The sequence below is a fragment of the Verrucomicrobiia bacterium genome (genome assembly GCA_023953615.1).
GTDB lineage: Bacteria > Verrucomicrobiota > Verrucomicrobiia > Limisphaerales > JADLHS01 > JADLHS01.
Genome location: JAMLJH010000002.1, coordinates 688337 through 713429, shown reverse-complemented (window position 1 = coordinate 713429; position 25093 = coordinate 688337). Strand labels below are relative to the sequence as shown.

General features: G+C 56.4%; 24 protein-coding genes and 3 tRNA genes. 10 read left to right on the top strand and 17 right to left on the bottom strand.

The features are described 5' to 3' along the window. Positions 1 to 3 precede the first annotated feature (3 nt). From rpoB to rnhC, 12 genes are all read right to left on the bottom strand, one after another. A complete protein-coding gene (gene rpoB / locus M9920_13455) occupies positions 4 to 3906 on the bottom strand; it encodes a DNA-directed RNA polymerase subunit beta (GenBank protein MCO5053294.1) in 3903 nt (1300 codons plus the stop codon). Positions 3907 to 4117: 211 nt separating this feature from the next. After that, positions 4118 to 4504, bottom strand: coding sequence for a 50S ribosomal protein L7/L12 (rplL, locus tag M9920_13450; protein MCO5053293.1), 387 nt, complete (start codon positions 4502 to 4504; stop codon positions 4118 to 4120). A 135-nt stretch (positions 4505 to 4639) separates the two neighbouring features. Beyond that, on the bottom strand, positions 4640 to 5155 hold the full coding sequence (rplJ, locus tag M9920_13445; GenBank protein ID MCO5053292.1) for a 50S ribosomal protein L10: 516 nt from the start codon (positions 5153 to 5155) through the stop codon (positions 4640 to 4642). Between the two features lie 81 nt (positions 5156 to 5236). Continuing rightward, positions 5237 to 5929, bottom strand: coding sequence for a 50S ribosomal protein L1 (gene rplA, locus M9920_13440; GenBank protein ID MCO5053291.1), 693 nt, complete (start codon positions 5927 to 5929; stop codon positions 5237 to 5239). A gap of 47 nt (positions 5930 to 5976) precedes the next feature. After that, a complete protein-coding gene (gene rplK / locus M9920_13435) occupies positions 5977 to 6402 on the bottom strand; it encodes a 50S ribosomal protein L11 (GenBank protein ID MCO5053290.1) in 426 nt (141 codons plus the stop codon). Positions 6403 to 6488: 86 nt separating this feature from the next. Further along, entirely contained in the window at positions 6489 to 7037 is a 549-nt protein-coding gene (gene nusG, locus M9920_13430; GenBank protein ID MCO5053289.1) for a transcription termination/antitermination protein NusG, read from the bottom strand. A gap of 5 nt (positions 7038 to 7042) precedes the next feature. After that, entirely contained in the window at positions 7043 to 7285 is a 243-nt protein-coding gene (gene secE, locus M9920_13425) for a preprotein translocase subunit SecE (protein ID MCO5053288.1), read from the bottom strand. A gap of 83 nt (positions 7286 to 7368) precedes the next feature. Then, a tRNA-Ser gene (locus tag M9920_13420) sits at positions 7369 to 7458 on the bottom strand. A 76-nt stretch (positions 7459 to 7534) separates the two neighbouring features. Next, a tRNA-Trp gene (locus M9920_13415) sits at positions 7535 to 7610 on the bottom strand. Positions 7611 to 7697: 87 nt separating this feature from the next. Beyond that, on the bottom strand, positions 7698 to 8885 hold the full coding sequence (gene tuf / locus M9920_13410; GenBank protein MCO5053287.1) for an elongation factor Tu: 1188 nt from the start codon (positions 8883 to 8885) through the stop codon (positions 7698 to 7700). 77 nt (positions 8886 to 8962) lie between these two features. Beyond that, a tRNA-Thr gene (locus M9920_13405) sits at positions 8963 to 9038 on the bottom strand. A 328-nt stretch (positions 9039 to 9366) separates the two neighbouring features. Next, positions 9367 to 10326, bottom strand: coding sequence for a ribonuclease HIII (rnhC, locus tag M9920_13400; GenBank protein ID MCO5053286.1), 960 nt, complete (start codon positions 10324 to 10326; stop codon positions 9367 to 9369). A gap of 326 nt (positions 10327 to 10652) precedes the next feature. Here rnhC and M9920_13395 point away from each other — a divergent pair, with 326 nt between their 5' ends. From M9920_13395 to M9920_13380, 4 genes are all read left to right on the top strand, one after another. Next, positions 10653 to 10865: a type II toxin-antitoxin system HicB family antitoxin gene (locus tag M9920_13395; protein ID MCO5053285.1), complete on the top strand. Its 213-nt coding sequence runs from the start codon at positions 10653 to 10655 to the stop codon at positions 10863 to 10865. Positions 10866 to 10994: 129 nt separating this feature from the next. After that, positions 10995 to 11450 carry a hypothetical protein gene (locus M9920_13390; protein ID MCO5053284.1) on the top strand — a complete coding sequence of 152 codons (456 nt, stop codon included), beginning with the start codon at positions 10995 to 10997 and terminating at the stop codon, positions 11448 to 11450. A 291-nt stretch (positions 11451 to 11741) separates the two neighbouring features. After that, positions 11742 to 11999, top strand: coding sequence for a DUF6364 family protein (locus M9920_13385; protein MCO5053283.1), 258 nt, complete (start codon positions 11742 to 11744; stop codon positions 11997 to 11999). Then, positions 11983 to 12426: a PIN domain-containing protein gene (locus tag M9920_13380; protein ID MCO5053282.1), complete on the top strand. Its 444-nt coding sequence runs from the start codon at positions 11983 to 11985 to the stop codon at positions 12424 to 12426. Before M9920_13385 ends, M9920_13380 begins: the two co-directional genes overlap by 17 nt. A gap of 258 nt (positions 12427 to 12684) precedes the next feature. On the opposite strand, the gene M9920_13375 is transcribed toward M9920_13380, so the two are convergent. Next, positions 12685 to 14256 (bottom strand): SBBP repeat-containing protein, encoded by a 1572-nt coding sequence (locus M9920_13375; GenBank protein MCO5053281.1) that lies wholly within the window; start codon positions 14254 to 14256, stop codon positions 12685 to 12687. 191 nt (positions 14257 to 14447) lie between these two features. Between M9920_13375 and M9920_13370 the strand changes: the two genes are divergently transcribed. The 6 genes from M9920_13370 (at position 14448) to M9920_13345 (ending at position 20413) form a co-directional block, all read left to right on the top strand. Next, positions 14448 to 15701: an A/G-specific adenine glycosylase gene (locus tag M9920_13370; protein ID MCO5053280.1), complete on the top strand. Its 1254-nt coding sequence runs from the start codon at positions 14448 to 14450 to the stop codon at positions 15699 to 15701. 121 nt (positions 15702 to 15822) lie between these two features. Further along, the gene (locus M9920_13365) at positions 15823 to 16956 is read left to right on the top strand and encodes a cysteine desulfurase (protein MCO5053279.1); all 1134 of its coding nucleotides are present in this window, start codon (positions 15823 to 15825) and stop codon (positions 16954 to 16956) included. Between the two features lie 49 nt (positions 16957 to 17005). Next, on the top strand, positions 17006 to 17716 hold the full coding sequence (locus tag M9920_13360; protein MCO5053278.1) for a superoxide dismutase: 711 nt from the start codon (positions 17006 to 17008) through the stop codon (positions 17714 to 17716). Positions 17717 to 17861: 145 nt separating this feature from the next. After that, positions 17862 to 19286, top strand: coding sequence for a cysteine--tRNA ligase (cysS, locus tag M9920_13355; protein MCO5053277.1), 1425 nt, complete (start codon positions 17862 to 17864; stop codon positions 19284 to 19286). Positions 19287 to 19371: 85 nt separating this feature from the next. Beyond that, positions 19372 to 20022, top strand: a complete 651-nt coding sequence (tmk, locus tag M9920_13350; protein ID MCO5053276.1) for a dTMP kinase — start codon at positions 19372 to 19374, stop codon at positions 20020 to 20022. Positions 20023 to 20080: 58 nt separating this feature from the next. Continuing rightward, positions 20081 to 20413, top strand: coding sequence for a DUF4404 family protein (locus M9920_13345; GenBank protein MCO5053275.1), 333 nt, complete (start codon positions 20081 to 20083; stop codon positions 20411 to 20413). A gap of 164 nt (positions 20414 to 20577) precedes the next feature. On the opposite strand, the gene M9920_13340 is transcribed toward M9920_13345, so the two are convergent. The 4 genes from M9920_13340 to M9920_13325 form a co-directional block, all read right to left on the bottom strand. After that, positions 20578 to 22137 (bottom strand): sigma-70 family RNA polymerase sigma factor, encoded by a 1560-nt coding sequence (locus tag M9920_13340; GenBank protein ID MCO5053274.1) that lies wholly within the window; start codon positions 22135 to 22137, stop codon positions 20578 to 20580. Positions 22138 to 22186: 49 nt separating this feature from the next. After that, entirely contained in the window at positions 22187 to 22840 is a 654-nt protein-coding gene (locus M9920_13335; GenBank protein MCO5053273.1) for a 1-acyl-sn-glycerol-3-phosphate acyltransferase, read from the bottom strand. Beyond that, entirely contained in the window at positions 22837 to 23493 is a 657-nt protein-coding gene (gene cmk, locus M9920_13330) for a (d)CMP kinase (GenBank protein MCO5053272.1), read from the bottom strand. Before cmk ends, M9920_13335 begins: the two co-directional genes overlap by 4 nt. Before the next feature lie 105 nt (positions 23494 to 23598). After that, complete coding sequence (locus M9920_13325) at positions 23599 to 24987, bottom strand: 3-phosphoshikimate 1-carboxyvinyltransferase (protein MCO5053271.1); 1389 nt, start codon at positions 24985 to 24987, stop codon at positions 23599 to 23601. Between the last annotated feature and the right edge of the window lie 106 nt (positions 24988 to 25093).

Sequence of the window (25093 nt, the reverse complement as noted above, 5' to 3'; positions counted from 1 at the left end):
GGTTTAATTTACTGCTGCCAACGCCGTCGCGGGATTTTCCGGCGGTTGATCGGCGGGATTGGTGTAACCCACTTTGACATCCAGGCCCAGGGATTGCATTTCCTTGACGAGGACGTTGAATGATTCTGGAATGCCGGCTTCGAGGGAATTGTCGCCCTTGACAATGCTCTCATAAATCCGGGTGCGCCCCTGCACGTCGTCGGATTTCACCGTGAGCAATTCCTGCAGCGTGTACGCCGCGCCATACGCTTCCATCGCCCACACTTCCATTTCGCCGAAGCGTTGGCCGCCGTACTGCGCTTTGCCCCCCAGCGGTTGTTGCGTGACGAGCGAGTAAGGCCCAACCGCGCGGGCGTGAATTTTATCGGCAACCAAATGGCCCAGCTTCATCATGTAAATGTACCCCACGACCACTTCCTGGTCGAAGCGATCGCCCGAGCGACCATCGTAGAGATACGCCTTGCCATTTTCACCGACGAGGACCGTCTCATGGCGATCCCGCTCCAGCTTGCCGGCATCTTCAAGGTATTTGCGAATCTGCTTTTCCTTGATGCCATCAAACACCGGCGTCATGAATTTCAGATCGAGAATTTTTGCCGCCCAGCCCAGGTGCGTTTCCAACACCTGCCCCACGTTCATGCGCGAGGGCACGCCGAGCGGATTCAACACGATTTCCACCGGCGTTCCATCCGCCAGGTACGGCATGTCTTCTTCCGCCACGATCCGGGCCACGACCCCTTTGTTGCCGTGCCGTCCCGCCATTTTGTCACCCACGGAAAGTTTCCGCTTGGAAGCGATGTACACTTTCACTGACTTGACGATGCCGCTGTCCGAGCCTTCGCCGGCTTCGGCGCGTTCGGCTTCCTCATCAAACTGCATCTGAACGTCATCAAACTTCTTTTTGAAGCTGCCGATGATTTCGTTGATTTTGTTGCGGATCGGCGAAGGATCAATCTCGATGCGGTCGTAAACCTCGGCGAGCTTGCGCAGCAGGGTTTTAGTGATCTTGCGATTGGCCGGAATGATGATCTCGCCGGTCTCGCTATTCACCACATCCAACGGAATTTTTTCACCGAGCAGGATATTACTCAACGCCTCGGTCAATTGATCACGCAGTTCCTCGATCTTCTTGTGGTGCTCGTCTTCGATCTGCTTCAATTGCCGCTTCCCTTCGGCCGCCGACTCCTTGCGCTCGCTGTCCTTCTTCGCGGACACCTTGACATCCATGACGATGCCATAGGTGCCGGACGGCACTTTGAGCGACGTATCCTTAACATCCGCCGCCTTCTCACCGAAGATGGCGCGCAGCAAACGTTCCTCGGGCGCCAGCTCGGTTTCCGATTTCGGCGTAATCTTGCCGACCAGAATGTCGCCGGGCTTGACCTCGGCGCCGACACGGATCACGCCATCCGCACCAAGATTCTTGAGCGCTTCCTCACCCAAATTGGGAATGTCCCGCGTGATTTCCTCGGGTCCGAGCTTGGTGTCGCGCGCGGCGACTTCAAACTCGTCAATGTGAATGCTGGTGAAAATATCGTCCTTCACGATTTTCTCACTGATGAGGATCGCGTCCTCGAAGTTGTAACCGTTCCACGGCATGAACGCGACCAACACGTTGCGTCCCAGCGCCAGTTCGCCATGGTCCGTGCAGGGGCCGTCCGCGATGATCTGCCCCTTCTTCACCGACTCACCCTTATGCACCAGAATTTTCTGATTGATGCAGGTGGCGGCGTTGGACCGCATGAATTTGCGAATCTCATAAACCCACACGCCTTTTTCGGGGTCGGGTTTGATTTTCTTTTTGCCTTCCGGCAAAGTGCCGGTCGGCGTGATGATGACCTGATCTCCGGTAATGGAAGCAACCTTACCCGCCTCTTCCGCAACCACAATGGCGCGGGAATCGCGCGCCACGCGATCCTCAATGCCCGTGGCCACAAAGGGCGCTTCGGTAACCAACAGCGGTACGGCCTGACGTTGCATGTTCGAGCCCATCAAGGCGCGGTTCGCGTCATCATGTTCCAGGAACGGAATCAAGGAAGCCGCGATGGAAACCAACTGCTTCGGCGAAACGTCCATGTAATGCACTTTACCTGGATCAGCGTCAATGAAGTCGCCCCGATAGCGGCACGGAACGCGGTCCACGGTAAAGCGGCCATGATCATCAATCGGCGCATTGGCCTGCGCCACGACGTACTGCTCTTCGCGGTCTGCCGTGAGATAATCCAAGTGTCCGGTAACCCGGCCATTCTCCACCTTGCGGTACGGCGTTTCTAAAAAACCAAAGTCATTGATCCGCGCAAAAGTCGCCAGCGATGCAATCAAACCGATGTTCGGACCTTCAGGGGTTTCGATCGGGCAAATGCGACCGTAGTGCGATGGATGCACGTCCCGAACCTCGAACCCGGCCCGGTCGCGCGACAAGCCGCCTGGTCCAAGAGCCGACAAACGACGCTTGTGCGTTAATTCGGCCAGCGGATTGATTTGATCCATGAACTGACTCAATTGCGAACGACCGAAGAAATCCCGAATGACCGCGCTCAACGCCTTGGGGTTGATCAACTTTTGCGGTGTCATCTGCTCCAGACCTTGATCGAACAACGTCATGCGCTCTTTGACGAGCCGCTCCGTCCGCGCCAAACCGACGCGGCACTGATTCGCGAGCAATTCGCCTACGGTACGAATGCGTCGGCTGCCCAAGTGATCAATGTCGTCCAGTGAGCCTTCACCCTGCTTGAGCTTCAGCAGATACTTGGTGGCCTCCACCAAGTCTTCCTTGGTCAGGATGCGCGACTCGTTCTTGTTGGAAAGCGAAAGCTTCTGGTTGATCTTGTAGCGGCCGACCCGTCCCAGATCATACCGTTTCGGATCGAAAAACAGGCGTTTCAGCAACGCCTTGGCATTGGCGGCAGTTGGCGGATCTCCCGGGCGCAAACGCCGATAAATATCTTTCAGGGCCTCCTCTTCATTCTTGGCTGGGTCCTTCTTCATGCACTTGATGATGATGCCATCATCCGCGGAAGTATCCACGACCTTGAGCTGCTTGACGCCAAGCTCGGCGATCTGTTTTACAACCGCCTTGGACAACGGCTCGAAGGCGCGCGCAATCACCAGTCCCTTCTCCTCGTCCACCGCGTCTTGAATCAAAACCTTGTTTTGCAGCTCGGTCAGTTTTTCCGCCTCTTTGATCGTCAGTTCCTCGATCTGGTAGAACAACTTCAGGATTTCCTCGTCCGTGCCCCGATGTTTGTCCGCGTCCTTTTTGGAAGGCTTCTGCCCATCGCTTTCTAAAAATGCCAGCGCGCGGAACAGCGTGGTGGTCAAAAATTTGCGGCGCCGCTTCTTGCGATCAAGATAGACGTAGAGCAAATCGCTCGTATCAAACTGCGCTTCGTACCAGGAGCCACGGTCCGGAATGACGCGGAAGCTGAACAACTCCTTGCCGTTCGGATGAATCGTTTTCTCGAACGCAATTCCGGGCGAACGATGCAATTGCGAAACGATCACGCGTTCCGCTCCGTTGATGACAAACGTGCCTTGCGGGGTCATCAGCGGCAGCTCTCCCATGAACACTTTTTCCTCTTTCGTGCCCTTCTCGTCCTTGAGGAGAAACGTCACGTAGAGCGGCGCGCCGTACGTCAATCCCTCGCGCAAACACTCGAGCCAGCTTACCTTGGGCTCGCCGATTTCGTAGGAATGGAAATCCAGGACCACTTTGCCGTCGTAACTCTCGATCGGAAAGACCTCGGTGAAGACCGCCTGCATGCCAAGATTCTTGCGCTTGGCCGCGGGCACGTCCGCCTGTTGAAATTCCTTGTACGAGCTGGTTTGCAGTTCGATCAAATTCGGCGGAGCGATGATCTCTTTGATTTTGCTGAAGTTGATACGTTCAGTGGTTCGCGATGACATTTGGACCTTTTCTACGGTCCGATCACCTGATCGGACGTCAATTTTCTACTCAACGACACAAGGCAAGGCCGCGATGTTCAATCGCAAACTTGCCGAACCGGGAATTCCAAGCTGAATCGGAATTCGTGTTGTATGGACTCTAAGATAAAGCGGTTCAAGGGAGGTCGGGACGATGATCCAACGAAGATCGCCCCGACCCGTAATCCCCCAATTACTTGATTTCAACCTTGGCGCCGGCCTCTTCCAGCTTCTTCTTGGCCGCATCCGTGTCCGCCTTGTTGGCGTCTTCCAGGATGGGTTTCGGTGCGCCTTCGACCAGGGCTTTGGCTTCCGCCAAGCCGAGTCCGGCTTTCACTTCGCGCACGGCTTTAATCACCGCGATCTTCTTATCAGCGGGTACCGAAGCGAGGATGACGTCAAAAGTATCTTTCGCGGCGGCGGGAGCAGCCCCACCAGCGGCCGGTGCGCCAGCGGCGGCGATCGCCACGGGAGCGGCGGCGGTAACGCCCCATTTTTCTTCCAGTTTCTTCACGAGGTCGGCGGCTTCAATAACCGTCAACTTGCTCAACTCTTCCACAATATTTGCGATGTCTGCCATAACTGTCTTTTGCTTTCTTTTCGTCTCGTCGTCATCCGGGCCTCGGATGGTTTCAACTCAGGGCCATGAGCCGACGATTTACTTTCTGGTTTGTTAAATCCCGCCACCGACTTGGTGGCGGGAAATTCTTTACACTCAGGCGGCCGCCTTTTCGGCTTTGGCCTTGATCACCCGCGCCAACTGTTGCGCCGGGGTGTTGAGCAACGTGACCAACTTCTGCGCCGGCGCGTTGATGACGCCAAGCAACTTGCCGCGCAGCACTTCGAGGCTCGGCAAATCCGCCAACGTCAACAAATCGGCCTGCTCCAGGCGTTCGCTGTTCAGATACCCGAATTTGATGGTCAATTTGTCGTTCTGTCCGGCAAAATTTTTCAACACCTTGGCCGCCGCGGAAACGTCTTTCTGCCCGGTAACCACCGCCAACTGACCAGCCAGCGCGTCATTCAAATCCGTGACGCCGGCTTCCTTGGCCGCGACCCGGAAAATGGAATTCTTGACCACATGCACCTCGGCCTGATTCTCGTGCAGGCTTTTGCGGAGGGTGGTCAACTGTTCTACCTTCAAGCCCTGGTAACCCACAACGATGAAGAACGGCGAAGCGTTCAACCGGCCGATGTACTCCTGGCTCAGAATTTGTTTTTCTACTCGCATGATGGAATCAAAATTTTTTCTATTACTGGTCTATGGCGACGCCACAATTAGAACGCGCGCCCTGCTGTTTTTTGACTGATCTCAACCCACGCCAAACTCGCGAATATCCACGCGCACTCCCGGACTCATCGTCGCTGACAACGTGCAGCTATTCAGATACACGCTCTTCAAGCTGGCGGGTCTGGCTTTGACCACGGCTTCAATCACGGCGCGCGCATTGGCCTCGATCTGTTCGGCATTAAAACTGGTCTTGCCAATGGCCACATGCACGTTTGCGGCTTTGTCCACCTTGAACTCCACCCGCCCAGCCTTCACCTCTTTAACCGCCTTCGCAGTGTCTTCGGTGACGGTTCCGGTTTTTGGATTCGGCATCAGCCCACGCGGACCCAGCACTTTACCGAGCTTGCGCACTTCCGCCATGGCTCCCGGCGTGGCAACCGCCACATCAAAATCCGTCCAGCCGCTGTTACAGCGGGCAATTAAATCTTCAAATCCAACGAATTCCGCACCTGCCGCTTTTGCGGCATCAGCGGCCGCTCCCTGGGCAAAGACGAGCACGCGGACCACTTTGCCGCTGCCATGCGGCAACGGAACGGTACCACGCACCATTTGATCCGATTGCTTCGGGTCCACCCCCAGACGAAACGCGAGATCCACCGTTTCGTTGAATTTTGCTTTCGGGAACTTCGTGAGAACTCCGATCGCTTCCTTGAGGGGATACGCTTTCTTGGCGTCCACCTGTTCCAGTGCTTTTTTGTATCGTTTACTTGGCATGATGATGAGCGGTTCAAACGAGCGTTCAGCTCTCCCGCGTTCAGGGTTTATCCAACAACTTCAATTCCCATGCTGCGAGCGGTGCCGGAAACGATGCGAAACGCCGCTTCATCGGAAGTTGCATTCATATCGTTCTTTTTCATCTTAACGATGTCCAGCACCTGCTTGCGGGAAACTTTGCCGACTTTTTCTTTACCGGTGGTTTTGGCGCCGGCCGTGATTCCCGCCGCCTTTTTCAGCAAGATCGAGGCGGGAGGAGACTTGGTGATGAAAGTGAAAGATTTATCCTGGTAAACCGTAATGACCACCGGAATCACCAGTCCCGCGTCGCCCTTGGTGGCCGCGTTAAATTCTTTGCAGAATCCCATGATGTTCACCCCGTGCTGGCCGAGCGCGGGACCGACCGGAGGGGCGGGATTCGCCTGCCCGGCGGGGATTTGCAATTTAATGATTCCAGTTACTTTCTTCGCCATACAAAAGCTTCAATTCCGACGTTTAATTCACTCTAAAATCGTTGCTGCCTCAGAGCCGGTTGCCTGACGACAGGGAACGCATTATATCAGGCTTTCTCCACCTGCCAATACTCAAGTTCAACCGGGGTGTTCCGGCCAAAGATGTTCACCGTGACCTTCAATTTGCCCCGATCCGGATCCACTTCCTCGATCACCCCGCTAAAGTTGAGGAACGGTCCGTTGTTGATTTTGATCGTTTCGCCCACGTTAAAGGCAATCTTCGGACGCTCGGTCTCTTCCGAGGCGGAAACAGCCGCCTTGATGGTTTCCATCTCCTCGTCCGTGGCGGTGTGCGGATGTTCACCGCCTACGAACCCGATCGCCCCCTGCGTTTCCTTGATGAAATAAAACGGCTTGGGAATCACCCGCTGGTTCTCATCCAACAAAACCATGTGGATATAAACGTAACCCGGATGCAGCTTGCGCGTGGTGACGGTCTTTTTTTGATTCCGCACCTCCACGACTTTCTCCATCGGCACCAGGACTTCGTGGATGTATTCCTGCATCTCCTCGGTTTTGAGGCGCTTCTCGATGCTGTCCCTGACCTTCTGTTCCTGGCCGGAAAGCGTGTGGATGACAAACCATTGGGGCTTCATGGCGCTTAAACGGTCTTAAACAGTACGAAAAATATTTGATCCACAATAAAGGTGAAGAGCGCCAGCAAGAAGGTGGCGACCATGACGAGGATCGTGGAACCGGAAAGATCATCCCAGTTGGGCCAGGCACACTTCTTCAACTCTTCCACCGTTTGCTGCCAATACGCCGCAAAACGCTTGATATATCCTCGCCACCATAGATACCCAAAAATGATGGCCAGTACGCCGACCCAGATAAACTGTTTCATTTATTCTAACCTATTCTGACCGGATCAATTCTGATCTCAGCCGATTTTTCCCATCCGCCATCGTCTTCCTCACTCCGAGGCACTGGCGGAGAGGGAGGGATTCGAACCCCCGGTGGGTGTTAACCCACAGCGGTTTTCAAGACCGCCGCGATAGACCACTCTGCCACCTCTCCCCGGTAGTTGATGGTCGGTTCGACCGTTCCAGCCGCATCCCACATCCCATTACACCGCGGCCCTCAACTTTCAGTCTGGCAGGGCGTGCAGGAGTCGAACCTGCAACCAACGGTTTTGGAGACCGCTACTCTACCAATTGAGCTAACGCCCTACGACAAATTCACCGGACTCTCAACTGGACTAAAAGGAGGCGACAGACGTTCCTGTCGCCTCCACGTCAATAAATCCTCACTTCCGCTTACTTGACGACTTCGCTGATACGACCCGCCCCGATGGTTCGGCCACCTTCGCGAATGGCGAAGCGTTGACCTTTCTCCATGGCCACGGCTTTCTGCAGCTCGACATCCACCGACACATTGTCGCCCGGCATCACCATTTCCACGCCCTGCGGCAGATTCAACGTTCCGGTCACGTCTGACGTGCGGAAATAGAACTGCGGACGGTAATTGGTGAAGAACGGCGTGTGCCGGCCACCTTCATCTTTGGAGAGGACGTACACTTCCGCCTTGAACTTCGTGTGCGGCGTGATTGAACCCGGCTTGGCCAACACCATGCCGCGCTCAACTTCTTCCTTCTTCGTACCGCGCAACAACACTCCGACGTTATCGCCGGCCGTCGCGCTATCGAGCAGCTTGCGGAACATTTCAATATCGGTCGCCACCGTCTTGCGAGTATCGCGCAAACCGACGATTTCAACTTCGTCCATCTTCTTGAGAACGCCGCGCTCCACGCGACCGGTCACCACCGTGCCGCGACCTTCAATATTGAACACGTCTTCAACACACATCAGGAACGGTTTGTCCACTTCGCGTACCGGATCAGGAATGAAGCTGTCGAGCGCGTCAAGCAATTCGCCAATGGCTTTTTCACCCTCGGGCTGGCCCGCGAGCGCCGCTGTGGCGGAACCGCGAATAATCGGCGTTTTGTCGCCCGGGAAACCATACTTGGTGAGCAGATCGCGAATTTCCATTTCCACGAGCTCCAACAAGTCGGCATCAGCCAGGTCAACCTTGTTCAAAAACACCACCATGCTCGGCACTCCGACCTGACGCGCCAGCAAAATGTGTTCGCGCGTCTGCGGCATCGGACCATCCGCCGCGCTCACCACGAGAATCGCGCCGTCCATCTGCGCCGCGCCCGTGATCATGTTCTTCACGTAGTCCGCGTGACCGGGACAATCCACATGCGCGTAGTGACGCTTCGGGCTTTCGTATTCGACGTGTGATACCGCAATGGTCACCGTCTTGGTTTCGTCACGAACCGTTCCGCCCTTGGTAATATCGGCGTAGGAAATTGGCGGCGCCATGCCCTTGCGGTTTTGCACGGCAACGATGGCTGCGGTCAGCGTGGACTTGCCATGGTCAACGTGGCCGATCGTCCCCACGTTTACGTGCGGTTTGGTGCGTTGAAATTGTTCTTTTGCCATTTTATTCTCCTGCGTTCGTTATGTTCTCTTTAGCGTTTTGTTAAGTGCGTCACTAAACTTAAATCACTCGTTCTCCATGGAGCCCATGATCAGGATTGAACTGATGACCTCGTCCTTACCAAGGACGTGCTCTACCAACTGAGCTACATGGGCGTCCCGAACTTATCTGTCATCCTGATGCGTAAAACGACAAAAAGCCAACCTCACACCATTTTTCTTGCGAAGAAAACCGGAGAGTTTTGGTAACTTTGTCTCGATTACGGCTCTAAGACGGGAGGCAAAATAGAAAACCTGCAAAAAAGTGTCAACTAACGATTTAAGAATTTTTAACGCCGTCCGCTGATCCGCTCCACCGCTGCAAGTTATTTATAGAATATCGGTTACACCGCCATTCAAACTTCAAAATTCCCCAAATCCAAAAACGCCCTCCGCTCCCGCACGGCGGATTTTTTCCGCAGCCGCTACAACTCACCGCAGCGGATCATCGTCGCCATTCGGCCTTCGGTGGCTCCGGCAATCCCTGCGCCCGCAATGCCGTCCGGAAATGCAGCTTGCCCACCTTTTGCAAGGCCACGATGCCGCGATGAGCGAATAGCTCCTGCGCCACCGCATCCACTTTCGGTCCCGCGCCCTTCGGCAAGACCACTTCAAACTCCTTGCCCAACGCCGCCAGTCGTTTCACAAACTCGTCGCGCGCCAGAATCGAGGCCGCCGCCACCGCCAAATCCTCTTCCGCCTTGTGCCGTTGCACCAATTCCAATTCCCGCCCCAAACGCATCAGGGCCTGCTCCACCACTTTTTTGCTGGAAGCGAATTGGTCGCTGATCGCCCGCACCGGCGGCGGATTCATGCGATGTCGCTGGCCCATCAAATTCTCGATCACCCGCGCGTGCCCCCACGCCAGCACCGCGTTCACGCTGCCCATCTTTGCGTGCAACCGATTGTAAGCCTCGTTGCCAATCGGCACCACCGTCGTCACGCAGCCGGGCGTGTCCTTGATGAGCTTCGCCAGCTCGGAAATTTTTTTGTCGCTGGAAATATTTTTTGAATCGCGCACCCCCGCGTCCTTCCACGCGGTCAACACCGCTTCATTCACATAAACACCCGCGATGCATAACGGCCCAAAGAAATCGCCCTTGCCGCTTTCATCCACGCCAATGCGCGGCAACAACAACTCGGGATTCAATACCGCCTCGTAGCCGAGCTTCGCCTGTTTCAATACCTCCGGCTCGAGCACGAACTCAATGAACTCCTGCGTCCCCTTCCCTTGCACCACCAGCTTGCCGCTCTCGTAAAACACCACGTTGGTTTTTTCCTTCTCCCCCGCGAACCGCGCGTACGGCACTTCGCGCGGCGTGAAATGCCGCGCGTCCAGACACGCCTTCAGCGCCGCCGCCTGTTCCTCCGTCAGCTTGCAAGTGTAACTCGTCAGTGGTTTCACGCCGCCGATTTAATAGCCGCAAAGCAGCGCAAAAGACACAAAAGTTTTCTCCTCACTCGCTACAACCGACCTAAATAAGCTCAAACCGACAGCGCCGTGGGCGCGGCATATTTGTAGAAACCCCCGTCCCAAAAACCAAAAGCTCCGTCGGAGCGGCATATTCCAAACCAAACGCAAAGACGCCAAGATGCAAAGGCGCAGAGCCGAGAAATCCTGGCGGCTTGGTAGCTTGGCGTTAAAAACCTTCGCCGCCTTCGCGTCCGGCGCGCGAAATTACGTCACCACCGGACTGGACAAACAGTTATCACGCGAGCAAAGTCAATGGCATGAAACTGAAACTTGCCGCCGTGTTTCGGAAGTTTCCCGAAGGTTACGCGGCCTTTGTCGAGGAATTGCCGGGCGCGAACACTCAAGGCGCGACCCTGGAAGAAGCGCGCGCCAACCTCGCCGAAGCCGCCGTCATGGTGCTGGAAGCCAACCGCGAACTCTCGGAAGAGGAATTACACGGACAGGAAGTCATCCGCGAACCACTGGCATGAAGCACGCTAACTTTAATCCGGCATCACCATCCGCTGGGGTATCGGCAAAGCTAGCGCAAAATAGGGTAGGTTTGCTGTATGGACACAGCAGGTCACGCTTGAAATATAGACAGACGTAAAGACACAGCTATGAAAAAATTAACGCCTCTCGAGTTAGAATTAGGTCTCCTCGACGCTATTCTCTGGCTGGTCGAGGGCTTCAAATGTGGGCGCATAGCAGAATCCATCACAATCCGACTTCTTCGGGCTGCGGTGCGGCGTATCCAAGCACCAGTCGTAGCGCGAAGCAAATCGGCAGAACCGGGGATGAGCGAGTATGACCATGCAATTCCGGTTGCCGTCATCTGTAAACACATACTCAACCGTGCTAATAATGAAAATTTGAACCGTGACATATTGCAGAAAATTATAGCGGACTGGCATATAAGGGTTGAACTAACCAAGCAAGAACATCGGAAAACTCTTAAGAATTGCGGTCTTACCAGCAAAATGCCCGCCGATTGGAACGGAACTGACCGTTTTGCACGCTATAAAGACGCGGGTATTCAAGTTTTGGAAATTGCGGAAATAAGTTTAGCGCCATAGACGCTCAATTTGTCAGACCCACATAAATATCTTTTCTGCATCAGTGGTTGAAACCTTCTTCCGCGAACCTTTGCGTTGGATTTTTCAGCCGCTCTTTCAGAGCTTGGATTCATTTTGTCCGTTGCCCCAAGGCAATGCAGCGCTTGCCTTGGGCTATCATCTTCCGAGCTTGCAGCCCTTTCTTCGTGTATTTCGTGGTTCGCCATTTTTGAACGCAAAAATTGAACCTTCTTCGAGGAGCGGTACTTTGCGCGCTTGTCGTTGGGCGTAAGACCGGCTACCTTTCCCGCCATGAGCGCGACACTGACTATTCAATTGGATTCGGATGTTCTGCAATCAGCGGAACTGGAGGCCAAGGCGCGGCACACTACGCTGCCGGAAATTGTCGCGCAGCAATTGCGCGTGATGGCCCGAAACTGGCAGGAGAGCTGCACGGGCAGAACCCCGGTGACGGATGCGTTGCGCGGCGCGGTCAAGCTGCCTGCGGATTTCACCGCGCCCGCCGCCTTGGCGGACGAATTGCAGAAGGAGCATGGCCTCCAAGGATAAAATCTTCCTGGACACCGATGTCGCGCTGGATCACCTGGCTGACCGTCAACCCTTCGCCGAATACGCCCATCGGATTCTCGCCCTGGCTGAACTCGGCAAGCTAACGGTTTGCGTTTCATCGCTGTCGTTCAGCAACCTTTATTACATTCTCCGAAAACCAAAAGGACACGCCGCTACGCTGGCGTTGCTCGCCAAGCTCAAACTGCTCGTCCGCGTCTCCGCTGTGGGTGAGGCAGAAATCCAGTCTGCATTATCATCAGACTTCAAGGATTTTGAGGATGCCATTCAGCATTTCACCGCGAAGACGGAGGGTGGTATCAACGTGATCGCTACCCGCAACAAGTCCGATTTCTCCACCGGCGAACTGCCCGTTCTTACGCCAGACGAATTTCTTGCAAAATTCGATCTCGCCGTTCCGGAAGGTTAATGACGGACCGCCACTACCGATTTTTCGCCATTCCCTTTTTGCGAACTTCGTGTATTTCGTGGTTCACAAAATTTCCGAACCCAAACGGACTTGAAACAGGATGAACAGAATGAACAGGATTCAACACCGGAAGCCGCGCCAGAAGAATAATCCTGAAAATCTTGTCAATCCTGTCTCCAAAACCCGGCGACTCGTTCCGCTTTTGCTGGATTGGTTCGCCGCCAATGCTCGCGAGTTGCCTTGCGCATTGTCTCGCACTTATTGCCGCTGGGCGCGGTAATACTTTTGCCCGGCTCCGGACGACAGCGGTTCCACAATATTCGTGCTGCCGCTGGCGGGAATGGTTACTTGGCGAACCACGCCCCAATTCACAAGGTTGGTGGAAACTTGAAGGGCAAACTGCCCACCCACCTCCGCGCTAAGGATAAATGAGAATTGGCCGGCGCTTACTTGTGGATTTTTCAGCAGGGTGACAGGCGGAAGCGGCGCTGCCGCATATTTGATGGTCGCGTAATCCTGACCGCTCCGATTGCCAGAGGAGCTTCCCGTCACAAACACGTTACCACTGCTATCCACCGCAATGGCGGCAGCTTGGTTGTCCGCGTTTCCTGGTCCGCGGTATAGGTGCGTTGCCAGGATTGCCCCCGCGCTGGAATACTTGAGGGTGGCGTATTCAAATTCAGCGGCACTGCCCCATGAACTTCCCGTCACGTACACATTGTCATTAACATCCACTGCGATCGCATTGGCCCGGTCGTAATTGTCTCCCGGTCCGCTGTACCGGTTGGTCCACAACGGCACACCGCCGTTGGAATACTTGACCGTCGCGTAATCATCCATACTGACAATATCAAACGAATACCCCGCGACAATGACGTTGTCGTTGCGATCCACCGCTAAAGCCATGGCCCCGTCGTCATAGTTTCCCGGCCCGTTATAACGATTCGTCCACAAAGGTATTCCGGCATTGGAATACTTGATCGTTGCAAAATCTTGACCCGTGCCGCCTCCCTTGGAATAACCCGTCACCAGCACATTCCCGCTATGATCCACCGCGATGGCGCTGGGCATATCCGAACCGTTTCCGGGGCCGTTGTAACGATTGGTCCACAGCAAGGCGCCCGTGCTGGAATATTTGAGCGTCATGTAATCATGCGCAGGCCCACCCGCGCGGGCGTATCCGGTGACGAACACGTTGCCCGCATCATCCACGGCCAAAGCCATGGCCGAGGCGTTACCAATGCTCAGTTCGTCGGAACGTTTCATCCACAAGACCGCTCCGGCATTGGAATACTTGATCGTCAGGTAATCCGAGATGATGCCGACTCCAACCGAATACCCGGTCACGAAGACATTACCCTGGTTATCAACGGCAATGGCCGTAGCCGTATCAGTGCCATTGCCTGGCCCATTGTAACGATTCGTCCAAACCGGTGTTCCCGTGCTGGAGTACTTGATGGTGGCAAAGTCATCGGAACTACCAGCGCCCTCCGATCGTCCCGTCACAAACACATTGCCGCCGCTGTCCACCGCAATGGCCATGGCGACATCGGAGGAGTTACCCGGGCCGTTGTAACGGTTCGTCCACAACGGCACTCCGGCATTGGAATACTTGATCGTCGCGTAATCAAAACTGCTGCTGTCACTCCACGACATTCCCGTTACCAAAACATTACCGTCGTTATCCACCGCCATGGCGGTGGCGCCATCCAAATTCTGCCCGGCTCCACTGTAACGGTTCGTCCACGAATTCTGCGCGTAAACCGCAGTCGTTAGCAGCGCCAGCACGAGTGTAATTACCGGGGTCAACGTGAAACGGATACTTTTCATGATGCAAAGTTGTTAAACGGTCCTGACTAATTGGTTTTCCTTCTCGATTATGCGGATCATGAGCCGCTAAAATACTGCTGTTGTCAAGGACCGTTTTGAAACACTGGATGAGCTTCAAAAACCAACGCACGCTTTTGCTTCGCCAAAATAATTGTAAGAAGCCGACCTCTCCTGATTCCCAATCTCGACGGTTGGTCACTCGGCTGCTCGACTGGTTCGCCACGAATGCTCGCGACCTGCCGTGGCGACGCACGCGCGATCCCTACGCCATCTGGGTTTCCGAAATCATGCTGCAACAAACGCAGGTGAAAACCGTCATCCCGTATTGGGAGCGCTGGCTGCGCGAGTTGCCGACCATCGAAAGCCTCGCCCACGCGAGCGCGGACAAAATCCATAAGCTTTGGGAAGGTCTCGGCTACTACACCCGCGTCCGCAACATGCAGAAGGCCGCACAGCAAATCATCGCAGAGCACGGCGGCAAATTTCCGCAAACCTTCGACGCCGTTCTCGCGCTGCCCGGCATCGGACGTTACACGACGGGCGCAATTTGCAGCATCGCCTTCAATCAACCCGCGCCCATTCTCGACGGCAATGTTATTCGCGTGCTGACGCGTCTTTACGGCATCCGCGAAAATCCGCGCGACAAAAAAACCAACGCCCAACTCTGGCAACTCGCGGAGGAATTGGTCAATCAGGCGAAGACACTCGCGGCCCCTGCCAACGCGTCGTGGACTGCGGCGGGAAGCGAAGCGCCACGCCGCTTTGACCACGCACGCCGCCAACCGAAAGCGGTGTCGCCGCTGCGCTCTGCCACCGCAGTCCATGACGGTCAAACGCCATCCGAAGCAAACTCCTGCTCCTTCCTGAATCAGTCTCTGATGGAACTCGGCGCGCTCATCTGCACGCCACGTTCACCAAACTGTGCCGCCTGCCCGGTTCAAAAACTCTGCGTTGCGCAAAAAGAAAATCTCCAAGACCAACTCCCCAATCTCGACAAACGCGAAGCCGCCACCGAACGCCGTTTCATCGCCTTCGTCGTCGAGCACGACGGCAAATTCCTCATCCGCCAACGGCCCGCCGGAGTGGTGAACGCTCACCTTTGGGAATTTCCAAACGCCGAAGTCGAAACCCGCAAACGGGGGACGCGTCGCTCCGGACGCACCGCAACCACACACACCCCAAACGGGGCGCGACAGATTGATGCGCCCTACCGGCAAACGGATTTTCGCATCACCTCGAAAAAATCGTTCTGCGTGATCAAACATTCCATCACGCGCTACCGCATCACATTGGAAGCCTGGCGCGCGAACGCATCGGCTCGGAAAGCCGCACCCGCAGGCGAATGGCGCACACTGGCTGAACTCCATCGCCTCGCCTTCACCAGCGCCCACCGGAAAATTCTGCAAACGATCACTGAAGCCAGAACTGGCAAAGATAAAATCTGATCTTTGACCGCTTCCGTTTTTATTCGTGAGTTCTCAAGCCCCGACCAGCCCCTTGGCAAAATGTCGGACCTGGACCTAAAAACTCTGGCCAGTTGCCCGTTCCTTTATATCCTACCCGGCGATGTTTTATTTTGATTACAACGCCACCGCGCCGGTCATGCGCGAGGCCCGCGAGGCCTGGCTCGAAGCCACCGAGAAGATTCACGGTAATCCTTCCAGTCCGCACGCGTTTGGACTGGCAGCGAACAAGGCCCTGGTTGCCGCCCGCGAGAAACTGGCGCATTACCTCGGCTGTCACCCCAGCGACATCATCTGGACCAGTTGCGCCACGGAATCGAACAACATGGCCATGCACCATTTTGCGCAAACGCTCCCGCGCGAGGCCGAGATCTGGCTCAGCCCCATCGAGCATCCGTGCATTGATAATTCCGCGCGCCACTATTTCGGCGCACGCGCCCGCTTCATTCCGGTCACTCCGGATGGCGTGGTGGACCTGGAATGGTTCACGCAGGAAATGGCCGACCGACGACCCGGTGTCGTCAGCGTGATGTGCGCCAACAACGAAACCGGGGTGATCCAGCCGTGGCGGGAAATTCTCTCCATTTGCCAGGCGTACGCAGTGCCGTTCTTCACCGATGCGGTGCAATGGCTCGGCAAAATGCCGGCCAAGGATTTGGGGCAATGCGATTATGTCACTGGAGCGGGACACAAGTTTGGCGGACCACGCGGCGTTGGCTTTCTCAAAGTTCCGCGCGGGAGCAAAATGACGCCGCTGTTACTCGGGGGCAAACAAGAGCGCGGGCAACGCGCGGGCACGGAAAATCTGCCCATCATTCTGGCCATGATGGCGGCTCTGGAAGCGCGCGAACGACAACTGGCGGAGAACCAACATCAGACCCGCGCCGAGTGGAAGGAGAAATTTGAAAAGCTGTTGTTGCGGCAGGTGCGCGGTTCAACCGTTGTCGGCTTGCGCGCCCCGCGCCTGTGGAACACCACCTCGGCGCTGATGCCCGAAGGCGGTCAGCAACGGTGGGTCACGCGCCTTGATAAGGCCGGATTCGCCGTCAGCACCGGATCCGCCTGCACTACCGGCAAGGAAACGCCTTCCCATGTGCTCAGTGCGATGGGTTATCAAGCCGGGCAACTCACGCAAGTGTTGCGCTTCAGCAGCGGCTGGGAGACCACCGCCGCTGATTGGGAAGCGCTCGGAAAACATATTGCCGCGCTTTACCTTGAAGTGCATCAAGAGGGATAGCCACACCGAGCCTATCCGACCGAAGTTTATTACCAAACGCAAACCGATCATGATGACTCGACGCGAAGCTCTAAAAACCACCGCGCTGGCAACGGTCGCCGCCGCCGCCACTCCAAGCGTCCTCGCTCAAACGGACTCCGCGTTGGCCCGCCCCTTTGAGCTGCCCCCGCTGCCCTATGCACTCGACGCGCTCGAACCGCACCTTGACGCCCGCACCATGGAGATTCACCACGACCGCCATCACAAGGCGTACGTGGATAATTTGAACAAAGCCGTGGAGCAAATGCCTCACAATAAACTGGTCAGCCTCGAAAACCTCCTCAGCGATCTGAGCGACGCTCCCGAAAACATCCGCGCCGCCATCCGCAATAACGGCGGCGGCCACTACAATCACTCCCTGTTCTGGCAACTGATGAAAAAAGGCGGCGGCGGTGAACCCAAAAGCGATCTGGCCAAGGCGATTGACACGAACTTTGGCAGCTTCAGCGCCTTCAAGGACAATTTCAACAAGGCCGCACTCGGACAATTCGGCGGCGGCTGGGCGTGGCTCGTGTTAGATAGGGGAAAGTTGAAGATTGAGTCCACCCCCAACCAGGACACTCCCTTGCGCTCCTGGCATCAACCGCTGCTCGGCGTGGATGTCTGGGAACACGCCTACTATCTCAAATATCAGAACCGGCGTGCCGATTATCTCGCCGCGTGGTGGAACGTGGTGAACTGGGATTTCGTGGCGGAACGCTACGCGAAGCTGAAGGGTTGAGCCACTCGCATTTGCCAGCGGATTGGGACGAAATTCTAGGGGCAACCCTGGGCATCCAGTCACCGGCCAAGGAATGAAGCCGTTCTGCCACCCCACTTTTTCCACTTTGTTTTCCAGGTGCTTGGCTTAATCTCCGAACGACAAAATGGGTCTTAGGTTTTTCAACACATTATCTCGCTCCCTGCAGGAGTTCGTTCCGCTCGAGGCTCATTCCCGAAAGGTGGGAATGTATTGCTGCGGACCAACCGTCTATGACTTTGCGCACATCGGCAACTGGCGCACGTTCGTCTTCGCCGACCTTGTGCGTCGCTACCTGACGTTTCGCGGTTTCGAAGTGAAGCACGTCATGAACATCACCGACGTGGAGGATAAAATCATCCGCCGCGTCCGCGAAACCCAAACGTCCCTGCGCGAATTCACCGCGCCATACGAAACCGCCTTTTTCAATGATTTGCGCGCGCTGGGCTGTCTCGAACCCCACGTCAAGCCGCGCGCCACTGAACACATCGCCGAAATCATTGCGCTCATTGAACAACTCGTCGCGCGCGGCCTGGCCTACCAGGCCAACGACGGTTCGGTGTACTTCAGCATCGAGAAATATGGCGGTTGCGGTCACCACTACGGACGGTTGCAGAAATTAAACTTCGAGGACATGCGCGCCACGGACCGGGTGGCGGCGGATGAATACGACAAGGAAGCGGTGGCGGACTTTGCGTTGTGGAAAGCCTACGTGCCCGAAGACGGCGCCGTGACGTGGGACAGTCCGTGGGGCAAGGGGCGTCCGGGCTGGCACATCGAGTGTTCGGCCATGAGCATGAAGATGCTGGGCGAAAGTTTCGATCTGCATCTGGGCGGCGAGGATTTGAAATTTCCGCATCACGAGGATGAAATCGCGCAGAGCGAAGGCGCCACCGGCAAACCGTTCGTGAAATACTGGCTGCACGGCGCGCACCTGCTCGTCGAAGGCAAGAAAATGAGCAAGTCGCTTGGCAATTTCTTCACTCTGCCCGATTTGCTCGCCAAAGGTTTCAGTGGCCGCGACGTGCGATTTCTGCTGCTTTCCGCGCATTACCGCGAGACGTTCAATTTCACGCTGGACGGTCTGGCCGGCGCAAAAACTTCGCTTGCCCGCATAGACGAATGTATCGGCAAACTCCGCGACCTGGCGGCAACCGTCGCGTCCGGTAAAGCGGACGAACACACGGAAGGTTCCGAACTGATCCAAGCCTTTACCGCCGCGCTGGATAATGACTTCAACATCTCCGCGGCTTGGGGTGAGGTTTTCAAATGGGTCACGGCCACGAACAAACAGATGGCGGATCGCACCTTGAACGCCGATCAGGCCGCGACGCAACTCGCCGTGTGGGAGCGGATCAATTCCGTACTCGGCATTGGCGCGCCGGCCGAAGCGGCGGCGCCACCGGAAATCATCGCCTTGCTCGAAGCGCGTCAGGCCGCGCGCCAAGCCAAAGATTTTCAACGCAGCGACGCGATCCGTGATGAACTTAAAGCCCAAGGCTGGGTGGTGGAAGATTCACCCAAAGGGCCGAAATTGAAGCAGATCCAATGATGCGCGCCACTCGCTTCAACCTGGATTACCGCCGTTACTCGAACGCAACTTCGAGGCGACAACCACCACCAACTCAGATCGGATCATGAGAGGATTCCTGATCACTTTTGAAGGCAACGAAGGTGCGGGCAAGAGCACGCAGTTGCCGCTGCTGGTCGAGCGCCTCAAAGAGTGGGGCCACACGGTCAAAGTTTTCCGCGAGCCGGGCGGCACCCCCATCGGTGAGGAGATTCGTCACACGTTAAAGCACAGTCACGCCAACGCCGCCATGACGCCGGAAGCCGAATTGCTGCTGATGAACGCGAGCCGCGCGCAACTGGTACGCGAGGTTATTCGCCCGGCCCTGCAACGCGGCGAAATCATCGTCTGCGACCGCTTCTACGATTCCACCACCGCTTATCAAGGGTATGGTCGCCAGCTCGATTTGCACGTGGTGCAAAAAATCATTGAGCTGGCGGTTGGCGACACCCGCCCCGATCTGACGCTCTTTCTTAAAATCCCGCAGAACGTCAGCGAGGAGCGGTTGCGGTCGCGGCAGGTTTCCTTGCCATTCATGCGCGATCGGATGGAGGAAGCTGACCGCGCCTTCTTCGAACGCGTGGCACAAGGCTACGACGAAATTGCGGCGGCCCACCCGGAACGCATCAAAATCATCAATGCCGCCGGCACCATCGCCGAAGTGCAGGCCGCCATCTGGCGGGTCATCGCGCCGCTGGTGGCGACGCGCGGCGGCTAATTTCTTCTGTTGCCGAGCCGCCGATTTCGACTAGGCTGACTTGGCAACACGCAACCGCATGATTGACGAAACCATCCAGCAGATTGAAGCCCTCATCCAGCGGGCGGACGCGCTCTCGAGCCAACGGCGAACGGAGTTGCTGGCCTTGCTGAACAAACTAAAAACCGAAGCCAACGAACTGGCCAAAACGCATGACGCCCAGGCACAAGATATCGTGGGCTTTGCGCAAACCAGCGCTTATGCCGCCACGCAAGCCGGGCTTGATCCCGAACGCGTCAAAACTTCCACCGACAAACTGCGTCACTCCGTGGCGGCGTTTGAGAAATCGCATCCGCAACTGGCGCAGGTGGTGAACACCATCAGCACCACGCTCTCAAACAGCGGGATTTAGAGCGGATGAAATAATTTTGCGGCCACAAAAAGGCGCAAAAGGCTCAAAAAATGGTTTTATTTGTGCCTTTTGTGCCTCTTGGTGGCGATGGAAAAACTTAGATTGCTATAAAGAAAAATCCTTATCCACGCACGATCACAGCTTCACAAAGGCGGAAGGCAGCGTTATGGCTTGGTCGCCGGATGCACTGGATTACCGGTTAGATCAACCAGGGTGGTCGTCAGAAAAAACACCAGCTTCTTACCTTCCAAACGCATCGCCAGCGCCACAGTTTGGCCATCCCATACCACCGTGTCAGCCGTCATCGCTTTTGATTGACCTAAAGGAAACGGCGCCCCCGTTGTAGCAGCCTCGACTAGCGCCGTTTCCCCCGGAAAATCATAAAGTTTGGACGCCGTCAAAGTCAGCCGTACCTTGTGCCCATCTTCTTGCACCGTCGGCAATACGTCAGTCAAAAACATCCACTCAGTGACCGCACCAGTTGAAATGTTTGTCTTACTTCCAGTTGTCCACACCTGCGCCTGCTGCCCGGAACGGGTAGTCACCCGCATCGCCGCCTGAAATTCAGCACTGTCAGATTCATTCTCCAGATGCTTCAGCAGTTTAGCCATCTCCGGAGCGGTGATGGCCGTGGTGGAATTATCCGGAAAGGATTCCAACGCTTCATCCGTCCCGGCAAAAATCCGCGCTCGCACATTGACCATCGCGTCGAACACTTGCGACTCCTGAACGGCGTTGTCATTGGTTGTCATCATGGCTGCGACCGACGCTTTCTGCTCGGCCAATTCCCGCCGCAATCGCCCGACTTCGCCGCGCAGCCGCAACAATTCCATTTTGGCCTGCCGCGCTTCTTCCGTTTCCTCCACCGGCTTCGCGGCAGCCACGGACGCAGCCGCCACGGGAGTTGATTGCCGCCGTCGCAACGCCTCATTTTCCTCGCGCAACCGGTTCAGCACTTGTTGTTGCCAGACCAGCCCGACCAACAACACCACGGCACAAGCGGAGGAAAGCAACAGTTTCAATTTGGCCACCGTCAGCAGACCACCGCCCGCCGTTACGCCAACGGCGGCGACTGCCGCCAAGGAAGTGGACGTCACCAGTCCCGCCAATGCCGCCGGCGCCGTCACCACGGCTTGCGCCAGCAACACCGTCGCCAACGCCACGCCAGTCGTGCTGACGCCCCGGGTGGCGAGAATCCCGCGCAACTTGTCCAACGCCCGCTCCGCCCGCATCCGCGCGGCGTTTTCGGTCAGCCCCAGTCTGGCGCCGATCTGCACAAAGGGTCTGCGCTCGAAGTAGCGTTGCAAAATCACTTCGCGATCCGCCTCGGACAAGGCGTGCATGGCTTCGTCGAGCACCGGTTGCAGTTGTTCCCAATCCACCTCAGCGGCTGGGTTCGCATGGATTTGTTGCATGTGACTGGCCTCCTGTTCCCGCGCCCGCCGCCGTTGTTCGCCCCGCACCACCTTGGCCGCCGCGTAATGCGCGCTGGTGTAAAGCCAGCCGGTCAAGGAGGCGTGCCCCGTCAACGTCCCGGCCTTGCGCGCCAGATCAGCAAACACATTCTGCGTGATCTCTTCGGCCAGTTGATGCTCGCCCGCGACCTGACGCAGCGCGGCGGAATAGACGAGATTGAGATGCCGCCGGACCAGTTCCGCGAAGTCATCTTCGGCCCGGGCAGCGGCGAACCGCTGTAGCAATGCGGCATCGTCGAGCATGTTCATTCACCTGGTAGCACCCGTCGGAGGCAAAACCGCACAAAATTTTTCTGCCTTACGGAAAACTTTCCTTGTCTTCGCACGGCTCCAGTTTGGCGATCTCGGCCATGATCTGATTGGCGACTTCCTGATAAATCTGCTTCAACCGCGCTTTGGAACAGGTTTTCGCCTCGGCCCGCAGTTCGGCAAACATCATCGGCTTGCCATACTTCGCGGCAATCTTGCGCGGCTTGGGAAAGCGGGCCGCTTTGCCATAAGCTTCGAAGGTGCCGAACACGCGCACGGGCACGACCGGCGCCGTGGATTTGATGACGGTTAAACCAATACCCGATCGCGCCGGCTGAAGTTTGCCATCCAACGTCCGCGTGCCTTCGGGGAATAGAATGATCCCCGCCCCGCCCAACAGCCGATCCAGAATGATTTTCAAACCTTTCGCGCCGCCACCGTCGCGATCCACCGGCACGGCGTCCCAATTCCGCAGCACCCAACCCACACCGGGAAAACGAAAGAGCGATTCGCGCGCGAGATAGCTGATGCCGCGGTTCAGTCCCGTGCCCACCAGCGGCGGGTCAATGATACTCGCGTGGTTGGCGGCTAAAATGAGCGGCCCCGAATCCGGCACGCGCTCGGGATTAAACCATTCCGCCCGGCAATACAGCCGGTAGGTCAACCGAAAAAAACACCAACCCAGAAAGTAAACCGGATTCATCGCCCGTCCGCCTTCAACCGTTCTTGAATATCCTTGATCAACATCCCGCTCGTCTGCGCCGCCGTCAGGTTCGAGTTGTTGATGACTTTCGCGCCCAGCGCAATCATCAAGGGCGCCGCGGCGCGCTGGCTGTCGCGCTGATCCCGCGCGGCGAGATTTTCATTCACGCCTTCCGCCTGACGGCGTTTGGTGCGCTCCTCAATTTGCGCGTCGAGGTAGTATTTGTAATCCGTCTCGGGAAAAACATTCGTGCCGATATCGCGCCCCTCCATCACGAGGTTGCCGAACTGGAGGCAATCGCGCTGCGTTTTCTTCATCCACTCGCGCACCTTCGGCACGGTGGCGACGAGTGATACCACCATGCTGACATTTGATTCGCGAATTTCCTTCTCGGGAAAATAGCCATCCACCGTGAGCCGCACCCGCTCGTCCACAACTTCCAGTTTGGCTTTCCATCGGCGACACGCCGCCGCCACCGCCTTGGGGTTGTGATAATCAATCTGGTTCCGGAGACAGTACCAGGCCAGCGTGCGATACATCGCGCCGGTGTCCACATAAACGTAGCCGAGCGCTTTCGCAACCAGTTTGGCATTGGTGCTCTTGCCACTCGCGCTCGTGCCGTCAATGGCAATGACGATGGGATGTTTTTTCACTTCGTTAAATCGTTACCGCGTTAAATTGTTAAAACGTCGCCGCATCGCCGCCCGCACGGGAGAATCCGTTGTGGCGAGTTGCCGTTGCAACGCTCGCTCAACCGCTCAATCCGCAAACAGCTCGTCCTCTTCCAGCTTCCGTCCCGTGTGCCCGTCGCGAATCTCCACGCCCAGACCGTGCGGCGGCGGCGCGGCAAGTTTTTGAAAAAAATTGGGGAACGTCTTTTTTACACAAGCAGGATTCTTGAGTTTTATGCCCGGCACTTTCAATCCCAGAATGGCGAAACACATCGCCATGCGATGATCATCATACGTCTCAATCTCCGCGCCGTGCAGCTTGGACGGATAAACCGTCAACGTGTCACCTTCCTCGATCACCTTCGCGCCGCACTTGGTCAATTCCGTTCGCAGCGCAACGACGCGCTCACATTCTTGAACCCGCAGGCGGCCAAGGTCAGTAAAAGAAATAGTCGTTCGGGTCTCTGTCCGACCCCACCCACAAGCCGCCTGTTTGTCGGCAGCAACAACAATAGCCGTCATGATGCTGTCAGCTAGCTGGTGAGCACGCGAAATTGACTCCGGGAACGGGAGGAAATCCGGAAACTCGGCATCTAATTGCCAGCCTGTCGTCGGCCAATCCCGAACGATGATTGGCGAACCCTTCCAATCGCCGGCACGCGTGATTGAAAAAAATAACTCAAAAACAGTTACAAGCCATCCCGCCGCCCAAAAATAACTCCCGCTGCTCGCGTCCGGCTCAATCTGAAATGTTCCGCCCTTCCACGGAAATACTTCCACCAATTTTTCCGTCATCGTGACGTACGGCACTTCCTCGGCATCCTCGCCCGCCACCTTCACTTCCCAGCCCCCGCGCTTGGCGGAAAGCAGCAACGCCGACGCAAACTGCGAACTTTCTGCAATACTGACCCTGCAGGTTTTTTGCCGCAGAGGCACAGCGTCGGATTTTTTCGCGGTGCGCTCGGTGGCTCTGTGGCTGATGATTACCGGCAATTTGTCATTTCCCTTTTCCGATTCGACGCGATAACCCAGCTCACGCAACGCTTGAAACAATTCCGCCTGCGGACGCTCGTGCATCCGCGGCACGCCGTGCAAGCGGTACACGCCATCGCCAAGGCAAACCATTGCCGCCAAAAACCGCGCCGCCGTGCCCGCATTGCCGACGAATAATTCCAGCGGTTGCTCTGCCGTACCCGCGCGAGGAATTTTCCCACCCTGCCCTTTCACCGTGATGATACGATTGCAAAACTCCGCCGGGTCATTCTCCACGCGAATTTCAAAACCGAGCTTCTGCAAACAATCGGTCATCACCTGTGTATCCTCGCTCCAGAGCGCGCCGGTCAGCGTCACCTTGCCGTCCGCCAGCGCCGCCAGAATGAGCGCGCGATTCGTGATGCTTTTCGATCCCGGCACGGTGATTTCCGCGCGCACCGGTTTTTCCAGCGGGACGATTTCAATGAGATCAGGTAAGGCCATTTTAACCACGGATGGACCCGGATGAACACGAATGGGAAACAGCCTTGACGCGAATTTCACGAATTAACACGAATTGAATTCGCGACCTTTCGCGTAATTCGCGTCG

What these genes read in the sequence shown, in the direction of transcription:
- M9920_13385 (MCO5053283.1), top strand. Translation starts at nt 11,742, where the DNA reads ATGAGCGCGACACTGACTATTCAATTGGATTCGGATGTTCTGCAATCA.
- M9920_13365 (MCO5053279.1), top strand. Translation starts at nt 15,823, where the DNA reads ATGTTTTATTTTGATTACAACGCCACCGCGCCGGTCATGCGCGAGGCC.
- M9920_13325 (MCO5053271.1), bottom strand. Translation starts at nt 24,987, where the DNA reads ATGGCCTTACCTGATCTCATTGAAATCGTCCCGCTGGAAAAACCGGTG.
- tuf (MCO5053287.1), bottom strand. Translation starts at nt 8,885, where the DNA reads ATGGCAAAAGAACAATTTCAACGCACCAAACCGCACGTAAACGTGGGG.
- rplJ (MCO5053292.1), bottom strand. Translation starts at nt 5,155, where the DNA reads ATGCGAGTAGAAAAACAAATTCTGAGCCAGGAGTACATCGGCCGGTTG.
- rplL (MCO5053293.1), bottom strand. Translation starts at nt 4,504, where the DNA reads ATGGCAGACATCGCAAATATTGTGGAAGAGTTGAGCAAGTTGACGGTT.
- M9920_13345 (MCO5053275.1), top strand. Translation starts at nt 20,081, where the DNA reads ATGATTGACGAAACCATCCAGCAGATTGAAGCCCTCATCCAGCGGGCG.
- rplK (MCO5053290.1), bottom strand. Translation starts at nt 6,402, where the DNA reads ATGGCGAAGAAAGTAACTGGAATCATTAAATTGCAAATCCCCGCCGGG.
- M9920_13390 (MCO5053284.1), top strand. Translation starts at nt 10,995, where the DNA reads ATGAAAAAATTAACGCCTCTCGAGTTAGAATTAGGTCTCCTCGACGCT.
- M9920_13375 (MCO5053281.1), bottom strand. Translation starts at nt 14,256, where the DNA reads ATGAAAAGTATCCGTTTCACGTTGACCCCGGTAATTACACTCGTGCTG.
- cysS (MCO5053277.1), top strand. Translation starts at nt 17,862, where the DNA reads ATGGGTCTTAGGTTTTTCAACACATTATCTCGCTCCCTGCAGGAGTTC.
- M9920_13360 (MCO5053278.1), top strand. Translation starts at nt 17,006, where the DNA reads ATGATGACTCGACGCGAAGCTCTAAAAACCACCGCGCTGGCAACGGTC.
- rplA (MCO5053291.1), bottom strand. Translation starts at nt 5,929, where the DNA reads ATGCCAAGTAAACGATACAAAAAAGCACTGGAACAGGTGGACGCCAAG.
- rpoB (MCO5053294.1), bottom strand. Translation starts at nt 3,906, where the DNA reads ATGTCATCGCGAACCACTGAACGTATCAACTTCAGCAAAATCAAAGAG.
- M9920_13340 (MCO5053274.1), bottom strand. Translation starts at nt 22,137, where the DNA reads ATGAACATGCTCGACGATGCCGCATTGCTACAGCGGTTCGCCGCTGCC.
- M9920_13380 (MCO5053282.1), top strand. Translation starts at nt 11,983, where the DNA reads ATGGCCTCCAAGGATAAAATCTTCCTGGACACCGATGTCGCGCTGGAT.
- secE (MCO5053288.1), bottom strand. Translation starts at nt 7,285, where the DNA reads ATGAAACAGTTTATCTGGGTCGGCGTACTGGCCATCATTTTTGGGTAT.
- nusG (MCO5053289.1), bottom strand. Translation starts at nt 7,037, where the DNA reads ATGAAGCCCCAATGGTTTGTCATCCACACGCTTTCCGGCCAGGAACAG.
- tmk (MCO5053276.1), top strand. Translation starts at nt 19,372, where the DNA reads ATGAGAGGATTCCTGATCACTTTTGAAGGCAACGAAGGTGCGGGCAAG.
- M9920_13335 (MCO5053273.1), bottom strand. Translation starts at nt 22,840, where the DNA reads ATGAATCCGGTTTACTTTCTGGGTTGGTGTTTTTTTCGGTTGACCTAC.
- M9920_13395 (MCO5053285.1), top strand. Translation starts at nt 10,653, where the DNA reads ATGAAACTGAAACTTGCCGCCGTGTTTCGGAAGTTTCCCGAAGGTTAC.